The 20665-nt window shown below is 54.6% G+C and carries 18 protein-coding genes and 3 pseudogenes; 9 read left to right on the plus strand and 12 right to left on the minus strand.

Annotated features, from left to right (window positions below):
* Positions 1-116: 116 nt before the first annotated feature.
* The 4 genes and pseudogenes from AC1RCO_RS03380 to AC1RCO_RS03395 form a co-directional block, all read right to left on the minus strand.
* The gene (locus AC1RCO_RS03380; protein ID WP_492617390.1) at positions 117-1760 is read right to left on the minus strand and encodes a hypothetical protein; all 1644 of its coding nucleotides are present in this window, start codon (positions 1758-1760) and stop codon (positions 117-119) included.
* 230 nt (positions 1761-1990) lie between these two features.
* Positions 1991-2605 carry a hypothetical protein gene (locus tag AC1RCO_RS03385; RefSeq protein ID WP_492617391.1) on the minus strand — a complete coding sequence of 205 codons (615 nt, stop codon included), beginning with the start codon at positions 2603-2605 and terminating at the stop codon, positions 1991-1993.
* 723 nt (positions 2606-3328) lie between these two features.
* Positions 3329-4156: pseudogene (locus tag AC1RCO_RS03390) on the minus strand (phage integrase); the annotation flags it as partial.
* A gap of 124 nt (positions 4157-4280) precedes the next feature.
* Positions 4281-4532 (minus strand): annotated as a pseudogene (locus AC1RCO_RS03395) (DNA cytosine methyltransferase); the annotation flags it as partial.
* A 117-nt stretch (positions 4533-4649) separates the two neighbouring features.
* On the opposite strand from AC1RCO_RS03395, the gene AC1RCO_RS03400 reads away from it, so the two are divergent.
* Both AC1RCO_RS03400 and gpJ read left to right on the plus strand, forming a co-directional pair.
* Positions 4650-5177 (plus strand): NADPH-dependent FMN reductase, encoded by a 528-nt coding sequence (locus tag AC1RCO_RS03400; protein WP_019095841.1) that lies wholly within the window; start codon positions 4650-4652, stop codon positions 5175-5177.
* Between the two features lie 79 nt (positions 5178-5256).
* A pseudogene (gene gpJ, locus AC1RCO_RS03405) lies at positions 5257-5706 on the plus strand (TipJ family phage tail tip protein); the annotation flags it as partial.
* A 440-nt stretch (positions 5707-6146) separates the two neighbouring features.
* Here the strand turns inward: gpJ and AC1RCO_RS03410 are convergent.
* Positions 6147-7076, minus strand: coding sequence for a LysR family transcriptional regulator (locus AC1RCO_RS03410; protein WP_210711719.1), 930 nt, complete (start codon positions 7074-7076; stop codon positions 6147-6149).
* Positions 7077-7354: 278 nt separating this feature from the next.
* Here AC1RCO_RS03410 and AC1RCO_RS03415 point away from each other — a divergent pair, with 278 nt between their 5' ends.
* The 3 genes from AC1RCO_RS03415 (at position 7355) to AC1RCO_RS03425 (ending at position 10259) form a co-directional block, all read left to right on the plus strand.
* The gene (locus tag AC1RCO_RS03415) at positions 7355-8791 is read left to right on the plus strand and encodes a purine-cytosine permease family protein (protein ID WP_072441521.1); all 1437 of its coding nucleotides are present in this window, start codon (positions 7355-7357) and stop codon (positions 8789-8791) included.
* Positions 8792-8830: 39 nt separating this feature from the next.
* Positions 8831-9808: a carbon-nitrogen hydrolase family protein gene (locus AC1RCO_RS03420; protein WP_053152175.1), complete on the plus strand. Its 978-nt coding sequence runs from the start codon at positions 8831-8833 to the stop codon at positions 9806-9808.
* A gap of 67 nt (positions 9809-9875) precedes the next feature.
* On the plus strand, positions 9876-10259 hold the full coding sequence (locus AC1RCO_RS03425) for a hypothetical protein (RefSeq protein WP_011061741.1): 384 nt from the start codon (positions 9876-9878) through the stop codon (positions 10257-10259).
* A 145-nt stretch (positions 10260-10404) separates the two neighbouring features.
* Here the strand turns inward: AC1RCO_RS03425 and AC1RCO_RS03430 are convergent, their stop codons facing one another.
* Both AC1RCO_RS03430 and AC1RCO_RS03435 read right to left on the minus strand, forming a co-directional pair.
* Positions 10405-11367 (minus strand): bifunctional GNAT family N-acetyltransferase/nucleoside diphosphate kinase regulator, encoded by a 963-nt coding sequence (locus tag AC1RCO_RS03430; RefSeq protein ID WP_080644459.1) that lies wholly within the window; start codon positions 11365-11367, stop codon positions 10405-10407.
* 142 nt (positions 11368-11509) lie between these two features.
* The gene (locus AC1RCO_RS03435; RefSeq protein WP_342403142.1) at positions 11510-11992 is read right to left on the minus strand and encodes a hypothetical protein; all 483 of its coding nucleotides are present in this window, start codon (positions 11990-11992) and stop codon (positions 11510-11512) included.
* A 293-nt stretch (positions 11993-12285) separates the two neighbouring features.
* On the opposite strand from AC1RCO_RS03435, the gene AC1RCO_RS03440 reads away from it, so the two are divergent.
* On the plus strand, positions 12286-12645 hold the full coding sequence (locus AC1RCO_RS03440; RefSeq protein WP_401400391.1) for a hypothetical protein: 360 nt from the start codon (positions 12286-12288) through the stop codon (positions 12643-12645).
* 275 nt (positions 12646-12920) lie between these two features.
* Here AC1RCO_RS03440 and AC1RCO_RS03445 read toward each other — a convergent pair whose 3' ends face one another.
* Positions 12921-13751 (minus strand): alpha/beta fold hydrolase, encoded by an 831-nt coding sequence (locus AC1RCO_RS03445; RefSeq protein WP_065364234.1) that lies wholly within the window; start codon positions 13749-13751, stop codon positions 12921-12923.
* Positions 13752-13986: 235 nt separating this feature from the next.
* Here AC1RCO_RS03445 and AC1RCO_RS03450 point away from each other — a divergent pair, with 235 nt between their 5' ends.
* The gene (locus AC1RCO_RS03450) at positions 13987-14466 is read left to right on the plus strand and encodes a MerR family transcriptional regulator (RefSeq protein ID WP_019092743.1); all 480 of its coding nucleotides are present in this window, start codon (positions 13987-13989) and stop codon (positions 14464-14466) included.
* Between the two features lie 15 nt (positions 14467-14481).
* On the opposite strand, the gene AC1RCO_RS03455 is transcribed toward AC1RCO_RS03450, so the two are convergent.
* Together AC1RCO_RS03455 and AC1RCO_RS03460 are read right to left on the minus strand one after the other, a co-directional pair.
* Entirely contained in the window at positions 14482-15408 is a 927-nt protein-coding gene (locus tag AC1RCO_RS03455; RefSeq protein ID WP_492617392.1) for an acetoacetate decarboxylase (ADC), read from the minus strand.
* An 88-nt stretch (positions 15409-15496) separates the two neighbouring features.
* Positions 15497-16327 (minus strand): type 1 glutamine amidotransferase domain-containing protein, encoded by an 831-nt coding sequence (locus AC1RCO_RS03460; RefSeq protein WP_019095840.1) that lies wholly within the window; start codon positions 16325-16327, stop codon positions 15497-15499.
* 194 nt (positions 16328-16521) lie between these two features.
* Between AC1RCO_RS03460 and AC1RCO_RS03465 the strand changes: the two genes are divergently transcribed.
* Both AC1RCO_RS03465 and AC1RCO_RS03470 read left to right on the plus strand, forming a co-directional pair.
* A complete protein-coding gene (locus tag AC1RCO_RS03465) occupies positions 16522-17601 on the plus strand; it encodes a saccharopine dehydrogenase family protein (protein WP_492617393.1) in 1080 nt (359 codons plus the stop codon).
* An 89-nt stretch (positions 17602-17690) separates the two neighbouring features.
* Entirely contained in the window at positions 17691-18923 is a 1233-nt protein-coding gene (locus tag AC1RCO_RS03470) for an NADH:flavin oxidoreductase/NADH oxidase family protein (RefSeq protein WP_262212042.1), read from the plus strand.
* Between the two features lie 27 nt (positions 18924-18950).
* Here the strand turns inward: AC1RCO_RS03470 and AC1RCO_RS03475 are convergent, their stop codons facing one another.
* Complete coding sequence (locus tag AC1RCO_RS03475) at positions 18951-19331, minus strand: hypothetical protein (protein WP_262212041.1); 381 nt, start codon at positions 19329-19331, stop codon at positions 18951-18953.
* Between the two features lie 154 nt (positions 19332-19485).
* Positions 19486-20529: a hypothetical protein gene (locus AC1RCO_RS03480; protein WP_011061732.1), complete on the minus strand. Its 1044-nt coding sequence runs from the start codon at positions 20527-20529 to the stop codon at positions 19486-19488.
* Between the last annotated feature and the right edge of the window lie 136 nt (positions 20530-20665).

Below are 20665 nucleotides of genomic sequence, written 5' to 3' on the forward strand. Positions count from 1 at the left end.
ACACCTAGTTGAAGCGTGGTAGGCTGGAGTCCTTAAGATAGTGGAGCGGGAATCTAACCCTCGTTATCAGGTTGTGAAGTTGATAACGAAGGTTGAGGATGCACGAGGGTGTAGAGTTAGTATGGGATTTTATCTGGATTGATACTGTAGAGTTTCTCAAATAGTTCCTTTGTTTTCTTTTCTGTAGTTTCTGGTTCTGTTTGTTCGTTTAGCCATGAAAAATCATATTTAAATGGTCCCTTTTGCATCACCCATTGATTGCTTGTGCTGTAAAGGATGTTTGCAGCATAAAATGCGTTGAAGGTGTCTTTTATATTTTTTTCTGGCTTTCCGGGTAACATGCGCGGGAGAATGGTTTGATCGTTTGCACTATCACTATAAAGAGAAAGATTCTTAAGCCACAGCTCTTCTGCGTTTAGATCTTTACTTTTAAAGTTAAGATGTATTCCAGCCCAACAGAAAAATTCAGGGGCTTGGTATTTGTCGATGTTGAAGGACAGAAAATGAGAGAAAAGTACTTTTAGTACGATATTGTCTTTTTCGTAGCTAAAGTCTTTGTGTTGGTTGAGAAGCTCCTTAATGGAGTTGTGGTCGTTTTCCCATCTTTTTATCAAAGATGGTATTTCGTGAGGATGTTCAAAGTTGCAGTGGTTTGTTAATATTTGCGCTATCTCAAAATACTCTTTCTTGCTGTAGTCTTTTATGTGGTTTTTAACTTGAGGGTTTTCTTTTACTGCAGCGCATAAAGATATGAATCTACAGCTACAATCGATTGATTCAGGGAATTTTTCAATATTTTCTATGGTTTTAGGGAATCCTTCAATAGGGTTTAGCGAAATGTCACATAAAAGGAGGAAGAGGCCCACGAGAGGGCTATCTATGAGCTCGGGCTCTTTGCTATTGGTGCTTTCCAAAAAAAATCTAAAGGCGTCGCCGTACTCGCCTTGAAGATATCCATCTTCTTTTACTTGCTGAATTGTAAGTTTGTTTTTTGACGCTGAGGATAAAAACTGGAGCTGAATGAACCTTGCTTGGCCTTCAATTATATCAAGACCTTTAATAGCGTAAATTGGGATGGGGGAGCCATAAAAATGACCGATTTTTCTTTTATGTTCCTGCTCTTCAAGCCCAGGACGCCAAGTGTCAGGATTTGGTAGGAATTTCGCTTCGGGATCGAATACTGCTCTTAGAGAGTTTATACTCATGTCATATGCTATGTAGAATGAATGAGCTGTAGAGGTGAAATAGTGTTCAGGTGCGAGTTCTTTGAGGCGGCTGCGGTCTAGTATTAGACTTCTATAGAACTCTATATCTAAAGTGTTGTTTACTGCTCTGTTTGCAAAAGCGATATCTGGAGTTTGATGATCTCTCCCTTGACGCATCTCTTCCTCAGCCCAGTTGAATAAAGGCTTTTTTGCAAGTTTTGATTTTGCTAGATGCTGTAGGGACTCAAGGTTTGAATGGGCTTGTGCAGGAAAACACATACTCATTATAAATCCGATTGTGGATCCCTTAAATTGCCACCAGTGTACTGTTTCGTGTAGATAGGTTGAAAAAGCTTGAAACTCTTCCCATGTAATGTCTTTACCATTTTTTTTGACTGCGCTTTCAACTAAATTGTGGACTGAGTAGCTTAATCTGATGACGTATTGGGTTTGGTGATACAGGCCAAAGCTATTCCAGCAGGCTGATAGTTTTAATTTGTCTTGGTTGGAGGAGTCTAGTAATTCACGTTTTAATTCGACTATTTGATGATTCATCAATCTGAATTTCCTTTGTTGTTGATTTTTTAGCGCGTCATCTCAACCAATCGAATCGCTCCTGGCTTTGTTGACGTCGCATGACCGCTGTTGGCCGAAAGCTGCCTCTTGCTGAGAGCAACAGTCGCCCCTTCGAAGTAGGTCGAGAGGTGGGCAGAAATTGCCGTCGGACGCCATTCGCGCGAGGCAATAATTTGTACCGGCAGCCCAGTCTAAAGGCGAATTAATTATTACTCGATAAGATGTTCTTCAATGGCCAGGGATGGGTTGAAACAAATAGAAAAGCCACCTAGCCTCCCGAAATCAGTAAACATGTCAAAGCCAAGAAGCGAAAACTCTTTGCTAGTAACATCCGAAATATACATGGTGCGAGAAACAAACCGATTAGCCAAGCAAATTTGAGCGTGCCCACCAATTGTTGCTAACGAAGAGTCTTTAATTATCTGCTGCAATGCTAAAATCGGGGTTCTGTCTTTCCAAATTTGTTCTTCGGCAAATTTAATATTTTTACGCTCAATTTCCTTTCGAACATCCTCCTTCCGGTCTCCTAAAATTACGTACTCTTCATCAGAAATAATTCTCTCTTCAAAGCTGATTTTTGCCGGCTGTTCCGGAGAATTCTTCAGAATATATATTTTTGTACCGTTGTGTTGTTTGCAGAAGCCGAAAACTACGATTTCACAGCGAGCACTATCCGGAAAACAAAATCCCATAGCTATCAGATACTTTTGCGCTATTTTTTGCGCTAATTTAGCAATATCCTCAATGCTTGGCATTCGCTCTTCGATTGACTTAGATATGTCACCGTTCTCGTCGTAATAATTCATCTCGGTCAGATTGTCCAAGCACAACGCCAAGATGTCTTTTACGCTAGTCCCGATGAGTGTGCTCCCCGCAAACCCGTAACAAACACTCAAAATCTTGCGAGAGTGCTTTCGAGTTATAGTAGATTCGCCCTGATATATATTCACAGGTAGAACAAACAACTTCTGCAAGCTATCTGTCATTGTCCCTGTGTTATTTGAGACTCTAGAGTCTGCAACTGCCCAGAGTCCTGGATACCATTTTTCGCTTTTGTTATTCCAGCATATGATTGAAGTCATTAATTCTCGCGTCCCTTCTTCGATTTGATAACCCCGTCGATGGCGATGAGCACCGAAGAGGGAGCCTATCTCGGCACGCTAGCCACTGACAATCATCATTGTTGAGTTGATTGAACGGCCTCACAGGATCAACCGATTGAATTCACCGCCGAAAGCAGCCGCCCATGACTGACCTCTTTTGACCACTCGGATCCACTAAGAAATCAGTTCCGCAATCAAAATCCTACCCCCTATAGGCCGTGGGCTCCAGTCCTGCTAGAGTATGTTACTTGCGGAACCGATTCCTCATTAACTTACTGAAAACATGGAGGTTTTACATGGATTGCAAATCCGCCTACGCCGGTTCGATTTCGACCTCGGCCTCCACCCTTGAAAACCCCGTAGATTAACGTCTACGGGGTTTTTTATTGCCTGTATGAAAGTGCTGGCGTACCAAAACTTTAAGGCTGGCGTACCAAAACTTTCCTATTTCGTCGGGTTTGCGATGGCGCCAACTCGAACGTAAATCTTCTTTGTGGTCTCCTGTTTTGAGTGTCCGAGAAGCCGGCTCGCGTCGTCCAGGTCGAGAATTTCAGATGCCGCCTTCGGTCGGATATCACGGAACTGAAACCCTGCGATTTTCTTAGCCAGGCCCTGGTCGCCTTGTTCGATAGCCTCAGCCACGGCTTTTGACCTGGCGTCGTCCCATCTCTGGCATAGCATGCGCTCGGAGACCTTCTTCCCCGACTTGTTCACGATCAAATAGCCAGAGTTTATTTTTTTCGGTCTGGCAATAATTCTCTCGATGAGCAGGCCCAAGCTATTTTTCTGGCCATCGACCTCCATGAGGATTCGGATCTTCTTGGAGGTCTTGCCTTGGTCAACACGCAGATACACTCCCTCCACATCATCGACACGCATTAGTCGGACATCGGCTGGGCGCTGGCCGGTCAGGTAGGCCAGATCCATTGCCTCCTGCAGTTCAATTTCGCCTTTCTGATAGACCGCCTTCCATACCGCGTCGTTTGCGTAATAGTCGCGCGGCGTTTCCTTGTTCTTACGAACGCCCTGGCAGGGGTTCTCTCTGTTGGTCAAACCCCATTCGCGCGCAATATTGAAGACGTGAGACAGTAAGGCGATTTCTCTGTTGGCTCTGGTTTTCGCGGATCGCTTATCGCGATAGGCAGCAATCATCGATGGCGTAACCGCATCCACCGGTATCTCGTCAAAAACTGGCCTTAGCTGCCTCAATTCGGCCTTGTTGTCCTTCTGAGTGCGCTCCGACTTTTTCGGGATGATGTCGCGCATGTACCTACGGGTCTTCCTTGGGCGCATTTCATCTCACTCGCGACAAATCAAAGTTCCAGGTGGGGACTTCAGCGGGCGGGTTGCTTTGCCCGCCATCGCCGGCAGGCTTTCCGATTGTTGAGTGGGGTGTTTAGAGTTGTTGCAGGATTCGCTGGCCGATCCAGCGGACGACGGTGACTGCCTTGCTGTTACCGATCGCCTTGTAGCGTGGGCCGTCTGGGCATTCGCTGGCAGGCTTGCCGCGCCAGGGGATTAGGGTGTAGTCCTCGGGCATGCCTTGGAGGCGTTCGCACTCGCGTGGGGTGGAGCGCCGAATACTGGAATTCGCGAGGATATGTGGTGTGCCGCCTGGGTCTGGTGCGTGATCGCCTGCTTGTAGGGTAGGAGTATTCGCACCGCCCAGGGCCTGGTATCGGAGAGGGCTCCAGTCATGTCTGTGAACGCCCTGATTCACGTATGCGACACTGTGCTATCTCACTAGGGAATGGAATGTTTACAAATGGTCCAATTGTTAGCGGTGTCCGGAAGCATTCGCGCAGCATCTTCTAACTCTGCACTGCTACGTGCGGCTGAGGTGTTGAGCCCTGAGGGGGTGTCGATCAAGCACTATCTGGCGGTTGGTCAATTGCCGCACTTCGATCCGGACCTGGCTGATGATCCGCCGCAGAGCGTCAGAGAGTTACGGGCTTTGGTGGGTAAGGTAGATGGCATCCTTATTTCGTGCCCTGAGTATGCTCGTGGAATACCTGGTTCTTTCAAGAATGCCTTAGATTGGCTTGTGGCCAGCCATGAATTTCCTGGTAAGCCGGTTGCACTGTTTAACGCTTCACCTCGTGCGAGTCATGCCCAAGCGGCGCTTCGTTTGGTGCTGAACACCATGTCCGCAATAGTTGTCGAGCCTGCGTCGATAACTGTGAATCTGCTCGCAAAAGGAATGAATGAGGCGGACATCGCAGGGAGCCCAGAGATCAGTAAGCAGATCGTCTCGGCATTGGTTGCATTCAAGAGCCACATTGAGGTCATGTAGGAATCGCGAAGGTGAGCGAATGAACAGGCCTGTGCCTCCCCTCTCACTGCTTGAGCTAACCGATTTGTCCGACTTCGGTACCCTACGCATCAATCTGCCGGCAGCTACCAGCGGCTGGCTGCTCAGGGTGACCCGCATCACCCCGAACCAGAACAACAACAAAATTGCCGACATCATGCAGATCGCGGGTTTCACCGAGGTCATCGATGCAAAGCTGCGCTACCCGAACACCGCGCTGCTCTACATCGAGTTCTCGGCCGAGCAGTTCGGTAGCATCCCAGCCGTCACAGTGGAGACCAAGCTGAAGAGGGTCCTTGTGCCGGCCAACTACAACCCTGTGGCTAGGACCTACTCCGGTATCTGGGACGGTAGCTTCAAGTTGGCCTGGACTGACAACCCAACCTGGATCACCTACGACATCACTGTCAGTGACCGCTTCGGTCTAGGCCGCCGCATCAAGCCGTGGATGGTGGACAAGTGGGAGCTCTACCGGATCTCCCAGTATTGCGACCAACTGGTACCGGACGGAATCCGCCTACGCCGGTTCGATTCCGACCTCGGCCTCCACCCTTGAAAACCCCGTAGATTAACGTCTACGGGGTTTTTTATTGCCTGGGATTTGGGCGATCGCTTCCGCAATTCGTTTGTTTTTAGCATCGAACTGACAAAGTCCTTTCGCTCCATTGGGTACGAGTTGATGGTGGAGATTGGCTAATACACTTGCCGTTTTGCGATGAGCTGCTTTGAGCCCTAGTCAAAGCGGAATTCAAGCTAGGTTCTTAGGAACGACCGCTTTCGGCTAAAAGCAGCCGATCACAACGTACCGCTTTGCGTGGACTTATTACTGTTCTGTAGTCCTCCACTTAAGTGGAGGAAATAATCATGAGCGAATGAAGGGCGCTGTATTCGACAGCCATTTGCCGAGGGTATGGAAAAGTGCTTTCGACGGACGGGTTTGTTTGTCATTTTTCAAGCTCGCGTGCTCGAGTTCAATGTCACCGAGTGCTTTGCGGCCTGCAACGCTTGCATCAGCTTGGCCAGTGACTCTGTCGGGACTTGCCCTTGTCGGGTGATGCTGTGAAATGCTGCGTTATACCTCAGCCGCTGCGGTGCAATTACACGCAACATGCCACGTGCTACCCAGATATCGGCGTAGTGGGTCGGTAGGTAGCCGATGCAGGTGCCGGAAGCGATCAGTGTGGCAATGGCTTCCATGGAGAAAGCGCTTACCGAGTTGCCGAAGCGCAATTTGTGCGGCCGGCGGCTTTCGAGCATGTAGCCACGGTCTACGTAATCTGCGGCACCGATCTCTTCGTCCGTAAAATGCTCGTCGGGACGTGCAAAGAAAGGATGACCACGCCCGCAATACAGGTTTTGTTCTTCCTCGAATAGAGCTTGGTAATGCAGGCCTGAAAGCTGGTGGTTAAAACAACCGATGGCGAGGTGCAGACGCCCTTCGAGCACGGCTTGCTCAAGCTCGTCGGCACGCATTACCTGCAGGTCGATGCGGGTACTGGGCGAAACCAGGCGAAAGGAAGCGAGGGCCTGCGGCAGCGGTGCCTGGTCTAGCGAAAGCAGGTTATCGACGCTGCCTATCTGCAAGAACTCTGGATACTTTTCGTTAAGCATGACTACCCGCCGATGAAAGCGGTCGATATCAGCATACAGTTCCTGCGCCGCTGCATAAGTTTGGGCGCCTTGTTCGGAAAGTTGAAAGCCGCTCTTGCCACGACGGCAGAGGGAGTAGCCGAGGCGAATTTCCAGATCTCGCACCAATGTGCTCAAGCGAGGCAGGCTGGTATTTAAGCGTACCTGCGCGGCAGTGAAGCCTCCAGCCTCGACGATGGTGCAAAAGATGCGCAGTTTGCGCAGATCCACGTCTGAGAGATTAGTGAGCATCAAAACCTCCGATGTAGAGACACAAACGCTATAGGGACAGCCCTTATACCAGCAAATTTACCTTGCGAATCAATGCGACTGAACTGCACCGAAAGAGGCCGTTTTTTAGTTGCGATTTCGAGTAAGTCAGGTTCCGTACTGCAGGATTTACCAGCCATTTTTTTCTTCCGATACTCGCGGTGCTGCTGGTCGGCAGTGTTGCGGGGAGGGGAGCCACTGCCGCGGCCCACACAAGCAAAACTTCACCCAGAACAAAAATAACGATTACGGAGTGCGGTATGGCAACTCAACGAAGTAGCGGATCGAGCAGGCCCGCCATTGAAGCTCGCTCAATCGATTATGTGCCTCGTGCAGAACGGCACGGTAAGGTCTGGCACCAAGGCCCGTTCTGGTTTACCGGCAACTTTGTGTTTCTCACCATGATGGTCGGCTTTGTTGGGCCAAGCATGGGGCTCAGCATAATGTGGAGTGTACTGGCGATTGCAATAGGTGCTGGCTTCGGCACTGTGTTCATGGCCTTGCACGCCAACCAGGGCCCGAAGATGGGCTTGCCGCAGATGATTCAGTCTCGTGCGCAATTCGGTAGCCGCGGTGCCATTGTGCCGTTTGCGGCGACCATCTTTGTTTACATCGGTTTTATAGTATTCGGCGTCATTTTGGTCACTCAGGCCATACAGCTGGTTCTGCCGGGCTCGACGTGGTTCTGGTACCCCATGTTGATTGCGATCAGCATCGTGATTGCACTGGTGGGATATGACCTGTTGCACTTTGTGCAACGTTGGCTCACGTATCTGCTAATTGCCGTGTTTGGCATCGTGACGTTGATGGCTGTTACTGCACTGCCAGCGGCAGCTCCAATACCGGTGAACTCGGGTTGGAACACTACTGCGTTTCTCGTGCAGTTGTCACTTGCTGCTGGGTACAACATCAGCTATTCGGTGTATGTCTCCGATTATTCGCGCTACCTGCCTCAAGACTCGTCCAGCCCCAGGCTGATCTTCTGGACGTATTTGGGCGCGACTGCGTCGGCGATATGGCTGATGTCGCTGGGAGCGGTGTTGTCCAGCTATATACCGGGCGCCGATGGCATCGTTTCGCTGGTGCAAACCGGTAATTATTTCTTCCCTGGCTTTGGCATATTCGTCGCGTTGGTGGGGGCCGTCGCGCAGTTGTCGGTCACCGGCATAAATAGCTATGGCGCCATGCTAACTGGAATCAGCGCGGTGGACGGCTTCCGTCCAGTACGCCCCGGTGTCCGCGTGAGAGTGATCGGCCTGAGCGTAGTGGGCCTGCTGTCACTGGTGATCGCTTTGGCGTTACCGGATGCCTATATGGCCAGCTTCAATGGCTTTGTACTGCTTATGCTGTACTTCCTCATCCCATGGACGGCGGTCAACCTCGTCGACTTTTATGCGATTCGCAAAGGCGAATACGCCATCGCCGAAATATTCAATCCGCACGGCGTATATGGCCGTTGGGCCTGGCGAGGTGTACTGGCCTATCTGGTTGGTTTTGTCGCAATGGTGCCGTTCTTCTCGCTTCCGTTTTTCGTTGGCCCAGTAGCTGCGGCACTGGGCGGTGCGGATATCGCATTCATCCCCGGCTTGTTGATTTCCGGCGGCCTGTATCTCGGGTTGGCGCGCAACCTCGAACGCTCATCGGAGATCGCAGCGCAACGCCAAAGTCAGCTCGTGCTTGAAGGTATTGCCGGCTGAACGCTCACCGATAAACGACCATCAGAAAAAGGTTTTTAGATGATCAGCAAATGCGAAAAAACAGTCGCTATTGTGCAAATGCCTGCGGCTCTTCTTGATCGAGCCGAATCGATGCGCCTGGCAGCCGAACATATCAAGAGTGCTGCGCTCAAGGAGGCGCAACTCGTGGTATTCCCGGAAACGTGGTTGAGCTGTTACCCCGCATGGATATTTGGAATGGCGGGCTGGGACGATGCGCAAGCCAAGTTCTGGTACGCCAAGCTACTGGCGGACAGCCCGGTTATTGGCCAGCCTGACGACATGGACGATGACCTTGCGGTGCTTCGCGAGGCTGCGCGTGTTAACGCAGTCACCGTGGTGATGGGTATGAACGAGCGCTCCCGGCGCCACGGCGGCTCGCTCTACAACTCTCTAGTCACTATTGGCCCGGAGGGGACCATTTTGAATGTGCACCGCAAACTGACGCCGACCCACACCGAACGCACGGTATGGGCCAACGGAGATGCCGCAGGTCTACGGGTGGTCGATACCGCGGTTGGTCGCGTGGGAGGGCTGGTGTGCTGGGAGCACTGGCACCCGCTGGCGCGCCAGGCCCTGCATGCACAAGACGAACAGATTCATGTGGCGGCATGGCCGGACATGACGGAAATGCACCATGTTGCTGCCCGTTCCTATGCCTTCGAAGGGCGCTGTTTTGTGCTTTGCGCTGGCCAGTACCTGAACGTTGCTGATGTGCCAGCCGAGTTACTGACGGCTTACCGCCTTGGGGTTGGCGGCAACGGACTGGAGGAGCGTTTACTGTTCAATGGTGGATCTGGTGTGGTCGCTCCAGATGGTTCCTGGGTGACGGCACCGCTCTTTGGGGAACCTGGAATTGTCCTGGCAACCATCGACCTTGCGCAGATCGATGCCCAGCACCATGACCTCGATGTGGCAGGTCATTACTTGCGCCCGGATGTCTTCGAGCTCTCGATTGATCGACGCGTACGTACCGGCTTAACGCTGCGCGACGACTGAATATCTCCTCAACCCTATATTCCGGGTGGCCGTGCATAGGCCGGCCCGGAATCATTAAGGCTAACTCATGGTTCATGTACTTTTGGCTACAGCGCTCTTATCCATCATGTTGGGTGCGCTCTCCGGCTTTGCCGTTCTGGCTTCCGTCGACTACCCAGCCAAGCTCCGTGCCCTAGGTGTGGTCAACCCGATGCGCGTGCGGCAGGCGCATCTGGACTGGATCATCATGGGGACGGTGATGGCGGTCACCGCGCTTGCTAATCCTCAGCTTCCCGACTGGGTCGTTGCGTTGGTGATGTTTGGTGGCGTGGTCAATCCGCTGACGTTTGTGCCCATGGCGTTCTCCACTACGGTGGAGACCACCAAGGCATTTCAATGGGTGTCTTTTGTGTCGTTTGTTTCGTTGAGTGTAGGACTGATCGCGGCGGCGGCTTATTTTATCTTTGGTTGAGTCATCAACACCGATAGCCGGCTAGACCTGTTGTACCGCCTCCTGCATTTGACCAAATCAGCGGGCCGCTCAAGCACGAAAAGCGCGGCACTCTCCTTTGGGGAATCCTCGCGCTTGATGGTCGAACACTAAGCAAAGGGCGCACTTACAGGTGGAAATCCCCCGCAGCCTCCGGCTGGTAAAGCACTTTCCTGATTTCAATCCGGCGGGTGCGATCAGAGATTCGCCAGTCGATGGTGTCCCCCTCCTGATAGCCAAGGATGGCGGCGCCTATATCGGAATACACCGAATGCTTCCCTGCGGTGCTGTCCGCGTCTTCAGGGTAGACCAAGGCCACTTCGATCTCTTCGTCGTCCAGTTGCAGCAAGGCCCTGGAGTTCATCGTGATGACGTTGCGCGCCACCTGCTGGGGCTTGACGACAATGGCTCGCTCAAGCTCATGTTCGAGTTCAACAATCGTCGGGCCTTGCTCGAACACGATCAGGCTCTCGAGCCTGGCCTTGTCGATTTCAGTGATGTAGATCTCGGTGGAGTCGACAACGGTACCTTCGCGCAAGAACTGGAGATAGCGCTCGGCCGTCATGGAAAAAGATTTCAATGTCGGCGTTTCGCTTTCAAGCACAAAGCCGCTGCGCTGAAAGGCTTTCAGCGAGCGCGTATTGTCCGGGTGGATCTTGGCGATGAGTTTCTCGGCCCGCATGTCGAGGAAGGCCAGTTTCATGCCTTCGCGGATGGTGCGGGCGCCCAGGTTCCGGCCCCATTTGTCGCTGTCTCCGATGACCAGGACTATCTCGCAATTGGAGCCGGTCTTGACCAGACGGACAAAGCCCACCGGGGCGTCGTGCCGGTCATAGGCCATGAAGAACCGGCCGTCCCGGTTGAATAGATGGGTCAGGATCGGCAATTGAGTCCGATCGATGACTTGTTCGATGGAGCGGGAGACGTGACGCGAATCGCTCAGAAAGCAGGTAACGCGCTCATCCTCCAACCAATCCATCAATGTCAGCGCGTGCGCCCGAGTAATTTCAGGGCACAGTGTAATGAAAGGCTTGTTCATCTTGACCACACTTATCTGTAAAGAATGGAAGCCTTTCATGGCTATGGTCATGACGGTTCTTCGGCAACCGCGCATTTTAAGATATACCGCGAGGAATGGCGAACATCCCGGCGGTTTCGAGAGTTTCGGCCAGCCAAGGCCCGTCTGGCGGCGTTTCAGCGCAGTGAATCTAAAGATGCCCGGCCGGGCCAATCTATTCGTGAAACGTGTATTTCCCGTTGGCTGCAATAAAATCTTGAAAGCCTTTGATAAAGGCTTTTCTTGTGCCAGGTAGTATTTTTTTTAGAGCCAGAAAATAAAGATAGATAGGCGTCGCGTCCCCAGTGCCTTCCTCTATCCAGCACTCTTCTGTTGCAAAGCAAAAAAGTACACAGCGTATGAGGTTCGCAAAGTCTTCATCTGATTTACGGTGCTGTTGCTCTACCGTCCAGAGTTCTAGTACAAGCCTTCTCCGGAGATCCCCATCGCTTTCTATAGGTTCTCGCTGGATGCTTTTTTCGATATATGGAATCAGCACTTTCAACTTAGGGGTGGAAATGCTAGCAAGTACACCGCCGTCGATCAGACTGAGCAAATAGCGTGCGTACTGACGTGTTATTTCACTGAAAGGCACGCTCGCTTCAAGTAACGCCTGTTCAAGGTAATCGAACTCTTGAACCTCCAGGCTATCAATCATCATACAGCTCCATCTTTTACTCTTATCGTGCAGCAGCAATCGGCCGAAAGCGGTCAGTGCAGATTCAGGTAGGGGTTCGAGGTCCTATTCTCGCTACCTTGGTTGCATTTGGCGAGCTGGTTGTTGGGGGGGGGGGGGCGAGGCCCTGGGCTGGTAAGCTGATAGCTAAGAACAACTACTCATCACAGAGGGCAATGACCCGCAGATGGCCGCCCTTGCGCATCGTGCAGCTCGGGCGCCGTCGATGTTGGTTAGAATGGCGTGTTGAAGTCTATCGCTCGCAAGGAAACCCAATGAGCCCTGAAAAGCCAGAGCCTTTGCTCATCCTTCAAAGGTTTCTAGATAATGTTTATGTGAAGGCTTCGAAAAGCCAGAATGTTTTACTCAAAAGAAATCATGGCCACTACACATACGCGAATGGAATACTCTTCGTCTACGTGACGATCTTCCCTAAAGAGGTTGAGCTTGTTTTTGAAAGCAAGCAGGTAGGTAACGGGGTTTTTAGTATTGTTTTGGATATGTGCATGTCCAGTGGAGAAGTACTGGCTGGCAACCTGCTGTCTCTGAATGGGAGATGCGAGGAGATCAGCACGGCATTGGCCTCGCAAGAAGATTGGGTGTTGGCCCTGTTGTTAAAGTGCTTGGGCACCTGAGTCTTTTTCCAGAGCGTGGACACCGCAGGCGTTCCGGTTTGCCGGTTCGCGTGCGCCGAGTTTATGCAGTGACCGCTTCTGGCTGTGGATTCAACCGGTCGATGCAACAGATTGGCTAAATCGTTCGGCGGGTGTTTCGTAGTCTAGTGTTTTCCGAGGCGGCTATTTAGCTGCCTTGCAACTTCATTGAGCGTGGCTCGCGGGCGAGGGCGACGACTCGGTCTTTGCCCCAAGCTTTAAGCCAGCAAGGGCGGGTCTTTACCCGCCCCAGTGGTTTAGTTACGCACGAACGCCAGTAGATCAGCGTTAATCGTATCGGCGTTAGTTGTCGGCATTCCATGGGGGAAGCCGGGGTAGATTTTCAGGATGCTGTTTTGCAGAAGTCCGGCGGACAGAACTCCGGCATTTTCATAGGGCACGATCTGGTCATCGTCCCCGTGCATCACCAGTACGGGGATCTTTATGCTCTTCAAATCCTCGGTGAAGTCGGTCTGAGAAAACGCCACGATCCCGTCATAGTGTGCCTTGGCACAGCCCATCATGCCTTGTCGCCACCAGTTCCACACGACGCCCTCGGACGGTTTCGCACCTGGGCGGTTGTAGCCGTAAAAAGGTCCTGCCGGAACGTCGTAATAGAACTGTGCGCGGTTGGCTTTCAGTTGGCTCTGCAGGTCGTCGAAAACCGATTTCGGCAAACCGCCAGGATTGTTCGCAGCCTGAACCATCAGCGGCGGCACGGCGCTGATGATGGCAGCCTTCGACACCCGGTCTTCACCGTGGCGCGCGATGTAATGGATGACCTCACCCCCGCCTGTGGAGTGTCCGACATGGACGGCGCCTTGTACGCCGAGGTGGTCGACCACGGCGGCAACGTCGTCGGCATAGTGATCCATGTCGTGGCCGTCCCAGACCTGGCTGGAGCGCCCATGCCCCCGTCGGTCGTGGGCAACGACCCGATAGCCGTGGTCCAGGAAAAAGAGCATCTGCGCGTCCCAATCGTCTGCGCTGAGCGGCCATCCATGATGGAAAAAGATGACCTGGGCATCACGTGGCCCCCAGTCCTTGTAAAAGATTTCAACACCGTCCCGCGTAGTGACGTATCCCATGTTCGTATCTCCTGAGTGAAGGTATGGCCTCGACCGATTCGAGATTCGGCCCTGGCCCTGATGAACGAAGTGCAGCCCATTCCATAGGTGTTGCAGAGGCTGTGTTTGTCGATTGATCTGCGTCTACCCATGAGCCCATGACGGTGGAGCAATGCATTGAACCTGGGCAGCTTGGCCGCTTTATGACTTTAGGTTTAAAGTCAACTTCAAGGTCAACGGTTTTTAGGGGTGAGGTATGAGAATTGGTGAATTGGCGAAAATCAGCGGGTTGGCGCCTTCTCGCATCCGCTTCTATGAGGCCAGTGGCCTGATCAAATCGGTCGAGCGCAAGGCAAATGGATATCGCGATTACGCACCGGATACCGAATGGGTTCTCGAGATCATTACCGGCGCCCAGGCAGCGGGCTTTTCGTTGGATGAAATCCGCCAGTTGATGCCGATGAATGCCAGTGGCTGGCAACACGATCAGTTGCTGGGTGGCCTCAAGCAAAAGGTCGAGGAAATTGAAGTCCTGCAGCAGCGGCTGGCCCAGAACAAGGAGCAACTGCTGCTGGTCATCAAGGGCATCGAGGGCAAACCCGAGGGCATGGCGTGTGCGGACAATGCGCAAATGCTGATCAATCGTTTGCGCGAAGAGGGCGTGGCGCCTGCTTCGGGCAAGCGTGCGGCAGGGGCCGCCAGGAAGAGAACCACCCGCCAGGCGTACGGGGCCTGACGGGCGTCCCGGCTCTCAGCGCTCGCCAACCAGCGTAGCGAGCGGTTTTGGCGCATAGAGTGCGCTCTGGAACTGCGGTACGTATTCGTACTTCAGCAGTTTCCCCAGCTTCAGGGAGCGGATGTAGTTCGACAGGCTGCCGTCGCCCAATGTGAGGATGGCCGCATCGGCGTCACGGCTGGAACCGTGGCTGAGCTGGCGGGAAACAGCATACCCGTAGGCCAGTTGGCCCTGGTGATCGAGGTTGGTGAAACTGTTGGTGATGATTTTGACATTGCGGGATAACTTCTCGAGCTTTTTCGCGGTGAAGGAGAGGTCCAGCTTGCCGGTCTGGCTGTCGGTGATGTCATAGACCACCGATTGCGCACTCTCTTTGCGGTCAATGCCGGTCAGCCACTTCGGCAGGTTGTAACCGACGACACCGCGCACCCGTGCCAACTCTGTATTGACCGGCAACTTGAGCACGTAACCCCAGAAGTCTCCCGAGATTGACTGGCCAATCAATGTGAGCGGACCCAGGTTGGCTTTGCCGGGTTTGTTGGTGATGATCGACACGGCCACCTCGTTGTAGGCGTCGTTATCGCAATGCTCGTAGGTATACGCGGTGAACGCGATCAGGCCACGCCCCGGCCAGATCTGCAGCGGTTGCACCGTTGCTGCCAGTTCGGACGGCATCAGCGCCCGGAGCCGGTCGAGGTCGGCCGTGTAGACAGCCGTAACCTGGCTGTTCTGGTAGTAGAAGTTGGGCGAAAACGACTCGAAGCCTATCTCGACCTTGTTCTTTTCCAGGCTCTTGAACCAGCTCAGATCAACGCCTGGTATTTCGGCGGCGATTACCGATAGCGGCGGGTTGGACCGAAAGCGGTCGTATAGGCCGCCTTTGACGACGGGCACCTGATGGCCGGCGATATCGATGGGGGTAGTGTCGGTCGGACTGGGCATTTCAGGCGTCTCCGCCAACGCTGCGTTGGCAAATGGGTTGAACAGCAATGCTGTCGAAAGCTCGGTTGCAAGTTTCAGTCGCTCTTTTTCAAGGGGCCGGGATCGACCCTGGGGGGCAGCGAGTTACGTCGCTCGCGCAGAGCGCGGCGGTCACGGCTTCAGCTACGGCCCGGGGCGATTGCGGGTTCTGGCCGGTCACCAGCCTTCCATCAGTCAGGGCAAATGAGGTGAACGGCAGCCAGCCCTTGTGGTAACGCGCGCCCTGGCTTACGAGCCGGTCCTCAAGGAAGAAGGGCACCTGGCTTTTCATTCCCGATAGCCACTCTTCGCGATCGGAGAATCCGGTGATGTTTCTGCCTTTGATGATCAACCGGCCCTGGTCATCTTTCAGATCCAGGAGACCCGCTACGCCATGGCACACGGCTGAGACGATGCCGCCCTGGTTGTAGATGGTTTCGGCCACGCGCCGCAGATCTGGGTTGTTGGGAAAATCCCACATGACCCCGTGGCCCCCGGTGAAATAAATGGCGCTGAAGCGGGAAGGGTCCACGTCAGCGATCGGCAACGTGTTCTGCAGTCGAGCGCGAAAGGTTGCGGACTGCAAATGCCGCCGGGCGGCCTTGTCCATGTACAACCACCCCAGGCTCCGCTCGTCCAGAGGCACCGCGCCCCCTTTGGGGCTGGCAAATACTGTGGTGTAGCCGGCAGCTTCCACCACATCGGTGAAGTGTGTCAGCTCCGTCAGCCACAACCCGGTGGTATCGCTGCGTGAGGGGTAGCTGGCGTGGTTGGTCATGATCACCAGTATCTGGTGCTCCCTGGAACCTGCCATCGAGGAGTTCGGCTGAGCATTTGCACTTGTCATGAAAGCACCACCTATCAATATCAATACACAGGAAACAAGGAGCTTGATCATCATTCCGGCTTCATCAGGTGAGCAGTTCGGCGCATGCTCACCTTAAACCTGGCTTTAAGGTCAACCCCGCGATGGCAAATAATTTTTGCGGATGCGCTCGTACTTCTGCTTGACCCTCAACCTGACTTTAACGCTAGCGTCTGATGCGCAAGGGGCAAGGCAATAACGCACGTTATCAACCCAGTCTGGAGCAACGCATGAGTCAGCAAGACAACCTGGATACGCAGATGAAATGGATGATCTATGGCGCCAATGGCTATACCGGCGAGTTGATCGCTCGCGACGCCGTCAAGCGCGGGCTCAGGCCGGTGCTGGCCGGGCGCAATCGCGACAAGGTCGAAGCCTTGGCCCGGGAGCTGGGCCTTGAAGCCCGGGTGTTCGGGCTGGATGACGATGCGCGCTTGCTTGCGCAGGTCAAGGGGCTTGGATTGGTGCTGCATTGCGCGGGGCCGTTTTCAGCCACCGCGGCACCGATGATCGAAGCCTGCCTGAGGGCCAGTGCGCACTACCTGGACATTACCGGCGAGATCGCCGTATTCGAACATGCCCAATCCCTGAATGAGCGGGCGCGAGCCGCGGGGGTGGTCATTTGCCCCGGCGTCGGCTTCGACGTAGTCCCGACCGATTGTGTCGCCGCCGCACTGAAAGACGCGCTGCCGGATGCCACGCATCTGGCATTGGGCTTCGATTCCCGTTCCAGCTTTTCGCCCGGTACTGCCAAGACCTCCATCGAGGGCATGGCGCAGGGCGGCAAGGTCCGTCGTGACGGTAGGATCGTCTCGGTGCCGCTGGCATATCGGGTACGGCGTATCGACTTCGGCGCCGGTGAGAAACTTTCGATGACTATTCCCTGGGGCGATATCTCGACGGCCTATCACACCACCGGCATACCCAATATCGAAGTGTTCATACCGGGCTCTGCCGGCATGATCCGCGGTGCCAGATTCGCCAACCTCATCCGCCCGTTGCTGGGGTGGTCCTGGGTACAGAGGCTGCTCAAGGAACGCATCGGCAAGACAGTGGTGGGTCCGGACGAACAAAAGCGTGCCGACCAAGGCACCTATGTGTGGGGCGAGGCCCGTAACGCTCGAGGCGATCGCAAGGTCGCGCGGGTGCATACCACCAACGTCTACAGCCTGACGGTTCATGCCGCCTTGAGTGTGGTTAGTCATCTGTTGCAGGTGCGTCCGACGGGCGGTGCCTATACGCCTGCCAAGCTGCTGGGGGCTGATCTGGTGACCAAGCTGCCCGGCTCGGGTGCCTTGAACATCGAGTAAAGATTCTTGGGTGAAGTTGCAAAAAGGCTATTGACCTTCAAGTTCACTTCAATCTTAAGGTGGCTCCATCTCCACTGAGGGCTACCCCCATGAATGTGTTCGATACCCTGATGCTTCCCAACGGTTCGACCATCAAGAACCGTATCGCCAAGGCCGCCATGGAAGAGAATATGGCCGATGCCGACCAGGCACCTTCCGAAGAACTGATGCGCCTGTATCAGGCCTGGGCCGAGGGTGGCGCGGGCCTGATCATCACCGGCAACGTGATGGTCGATGGCCGTGCCATGACCGGGCCCGGCGGTGTGGTGCTGGAAAATGAGCAGCAACTGGACAAGTTCAAGCGCTGGGCGCGGATTGGCCGTTCCGGCGGCGCGCAGTTCTGGTTGCAGATCAACCACCCTGGCCGCCAGATGCAGGCAAACCTCGGGCAGAAAACCTGGGCACCCTCGGCCATACCGCTGGACCTGGGCAAGATGTCCAAACGTTTCGCAACGCCTCACGCGATGACTGCGAGTGTGATCGATGATGTCATCCAGCGTTTCGCCCGTACTGCGCGTCTGGGTGAACAGGCCGGGTTCACTGGTGTGGAGATCCACGCCGCACACGGCTATCTGCTGAGTCAGTTCCTCTCGCCGCTGACCAATCAAAGAACCGATGAATGGGGCGGTTCCCTGGAAAACCGCGCGCGCCTGCTGCTGGAAATCGTCAAGGCGGTACGGTCCGTGGTGTCTGCCGATTTTGCGGTGGCGGTCAAACTCAACTCTGCCGATTTTCAACGGGGAGGTTTCACCGCCGACGATGCCCGGAAGGTGGTTGAACTGCTCAACGAGCTGGGGGTGGATCTGGTGGAGTTGTCAGGCGGCAGCTACGAGGCGCCGGCCATGCAGGGCGAAGCCCGTGACGGTCGTACCCTGGCGCGCGAGGCCTATTTCGTTGAGTTTGCACGTGACATCCGCACCGTCGCCAGGATGCCGGTCATGGTCACCGGGGGAGTGCGGCGACGTCCGATCGCTGAAATGGTCGTCCAGAGTGGCGTGGACATGGTGGGGATCGGCACGGCGCTGGCCATCGATCCGCACCTGCCCCGTGATTGGCTGCTGGGCAAAGACAGTACGCCGCAACTGCCGCCGATCACCTGGAAAAACAAGGCCATTGCGGCCTTGGCCAATATGGCGGTGGTCAAGTATCAATTACGCAAACTCAGCCAGGCCAAAAAAACCGATCCGAGCGTGTCGCCGTTGCGTGCGCTGGTGCTGCAACAACTCGCCATGGCCTTTCGCACCCGCCAATATCGACGTTGGGTAGAGAAGCGTTCGATGTAAGTCGATACCTGGCAAACCCAGCGCTCATTATTTGGGCGAGAAAGTCACCTTGACCGGATTGTCGTGTTTGTAGGTTGCCGATGATGGCCCGTAGTCGAGGTTGAAGCCTGGCAGCCAGGCCCTGAGTTCAGTATCTGAAATCCATTCGAGCTGGAGCTGGCTTGCGGCCTCATTGGCGTCGAACTGAGCCAAGGCTTGCACCGCAGATTGGCAGGCTGCCGATACGCCGGATTCCAGTACCGAGACCTGGAGCTTCTCGCTCCAAGTGATGGATCCGCTTTGCGGGCACTGGCGTACTTGCACATGATATTTCCCGCTGGGTGAAGGCAGGTCGTAGACAATTTTGTTGGGGCCGCATGCGGCCAGCAAGGCGGATGAGAAAATCAGGGCGGGGATACGTTTATTCATAGCAGCGTTCCAATTGCCAGGAGGGGCAAGTGGGCAGTCGGCCCCATCGGGGTGGCAGGGCCTGCACTGGGGGCGTGCCGAATTCAGGCAAACAGGCCCCCGAGCGCATGCTCGACACGGTATTCGATGAGACGCCCATACCCCCGGACTTGTCTTACTTGGCCAGTGACAACGGCACGCCCCAGATGGGATCTTCCATGCCTTGCTTGCCCAGCGGCGTGATTTGCATGGGCTGGAGCCTGGACAGCAACTGCCGGTGCTTCTCGCTCAGGTTGCGCTGCTCGATGAGATTCTGCGTAAAGCTCATGGGCGCCGGCCAGGTATAGACGGTCAGGTTGTCGAGAGGGCACTCGATTTTCTTCGGGTCGATCGCCCGGCACTTCGACTGCTGGTACTTGTAGCCAGGGGTCTTCAGGTGCATGCGTGGGGCCAGCAGCAATTGGCCGCCCTGGATGGTGAAACTGGCAAGCGCCTTGTCGACCGGCAGGCGCGCCTGGACCTTGATCGCGGGAACGTCGCGAGAATCGGTCTGTTGGTAATAGCCGCCCGGGGAGAGCGCCGTCGTCTGGGTATATTGCTGTTCACCCCAGCTCACGCAGGCACCCGAGGCCCTGAGCACGGCGGTACAGACACCTTCGGTCTTGGTCTCGCTGCCATAGGTCGCGTCCTTCCAGACCTCTTCCCTGTAGTACTCGCGGTACAGCTCGGGGGACAGGTAGGCAGTCCCGTTGGCGCCATGGCCCGAACCGGGTGGGCCGCTGCGGGCGCCGACCTGGTCGAGCAAGCCGTGGATCTGGTAATCGTCGCCGCCGGTCAGCAAGTATTTGCCTGGTGGCAGGATATGCACCTCGAAGGCCTTGAACAGATAGGTTTCGCCAGGCGGCCTCTGCAGCGCGTTGGTCTGGAACTTGCGGCCGAAGGTCACCTTCGGATCCTTCTCGTATTCCCAGATCACCGTCGGCGTCCATTGAGTCATGGTCAGTGCATCGCTCAGCGACTTGTGCGGCATCACGTCCGCCACCAGCACCACCGCCATGTTCGCCTTGAGTGCTGCGTCCACCTGGTCCAACAGCTGCGCGTAGCGCGGATCGTCCATGCTGCCGTAGGCACCCGAATCGAGATCGGAGACGCAACCGGAGAGGGAAAGAGCGAGGAGCAACGCGGCGGGTAGGGCAGAGCGCTGCCGGAACAGTTTCATGTATCAATCCTTGATGGGCGTTGGCAGGGGATGTTGAACAGCAATATTAATGGTTTGAGGGTAGAGCGCAATATTTAGGAAGGCCGGTCCGATGGCATGCGCAAAGAGCAAGAATACGCTGTGATTCACCTCACAT

The organism is Pseudomonas sp. GW823-FHT03E05 (assembly GCF_058796855.1).

Excerpts from the sequence above, each read along its gene's own strand:
- AC1RCO_RS03455 (WP_492617392.1), bottom strand. The coding sequence starts at position 15,408 with ATGCCCAGTCCGACCGACACTACCCCCATCGATATCGCCGGCCATCAG.
- AC1RCO_RS03480 (WP_011061732.1), bottom strand. The coding sequence starts at position 20,529 with ATGAAACTGTTCCGGCAGCGCTCTGCCCTACCCGCCGCGTTGCTCCTC.
- AC1RCO_RS03400 (WP_019095841.1), top strand. The coding sequence starts at position 4,650 with ATGGTCCAATTGTTAGCGGTGTCCGGAAGCATTCGCGCAGCATCTTCT.
- AC1RCO_RS03465 (WP_492617393.1), top strand. The coding sequence starts at position 16,522 with ATGAGTCAGCAAGACAACCTGGATACGCAGATGAAATGGATGATCTAT.
- AC1RCO_RS03450 (WP_019092743.1), top strand. The coding sequence starts at position 13,987 with ATGAGAATTGGTGAATTGGCGAAAATCAGCGGGTTGGCGCCTTCTCGC.
- AC1RCO_RS03445 (WP_065364234.1), bottom strand. The coding sequence starts at position 13,751 with ATGGGATACGTCACTACGCGGGACGGTGTTGAAATCTTTTACAAGGAC.
- AC1RCO_RS03430 (WP_080644459.1), bottom strand. The coding sequence starts at position 11,367 with ATGACCATAGCCATGAAAGGCTTCCATTCTTTACAGATAAGTGTGGTC.
- AC1RCO_RS03420 (WP_053152175.1), top strand. The coding sequence starts at position 8,831 with ATGATCAGCAAATGCGAAAAAACAGTCGCTATTGTGCAAATGCCTGCG.
- AC1RCO_RS03435 (WP_342403142.1), bottom strand. The coding sequence starts at position 11,992 with ATGATTGATAGCCTGGAGGTTCAAGAGTTCGATTACCTTGAACAGGCG.
- AC1RCO_RS03470 (WP_262212042.1), top strand. The coding sequence starts at position 17,691 with ATGAATGTGTTCGATACCCTGATGCTTCCCAACGGTTCGACCATCAAG.
- AC1RCO_RS03380 (WP_492617390.1), bottom strand. The coding sequence starts at position 1,760 with ATGAATCATCAAATAGTCGAATTAAAACGTGAATTACTAGACTCCTCC.
- AC1RCO_RS03475 (WP_262212041.1), bottom strand. The coding sequence starts at position 19,331 with ATGAATAAACGTATCCCCGCCCTGATTTTCTCATCCGCCTTGCTGGCC.
- AC1RCO_RS03410 (WP_210711719.1), bottom strand. The coding sequence starts at position 7,076 with ATGCTCACTAATCTCTCAGACGTGGATCTGCGCAAACTGCGCATCTTT.
- AC1RCO_RS03440 (WP_401400391.1), top strand. The coding sequence starts at position 12,286 with ATGAGCCCTGAAAAGCCAGAGCCTTTGCTCATCCTTCAAAGGTTTCTA.
- AC1RCO_RS03425 (WP_011061741.1), top strand. The coding sequence starts at position 9,876 with ATGGTTCATGTACTTTTGGCTACAGCGCTCTTATCCATCATGTTGGGT.
- AC1RCO_RS03460 (WP_019095840.1), bottom strand. The coding sequence starts at position 16,327 with ATGATGATCAAGCTCCTTGTTTCCTGTGTATTGATATTGATAGGTGGT.
- AC1RCO_RS03415 (WP_072441521.1), top strand. The coding sequence starts at position 7,355 with ATGGCAACTCAACGAAGTAGCGGATCGAGCAGGCCCGCCATTGAAGCT.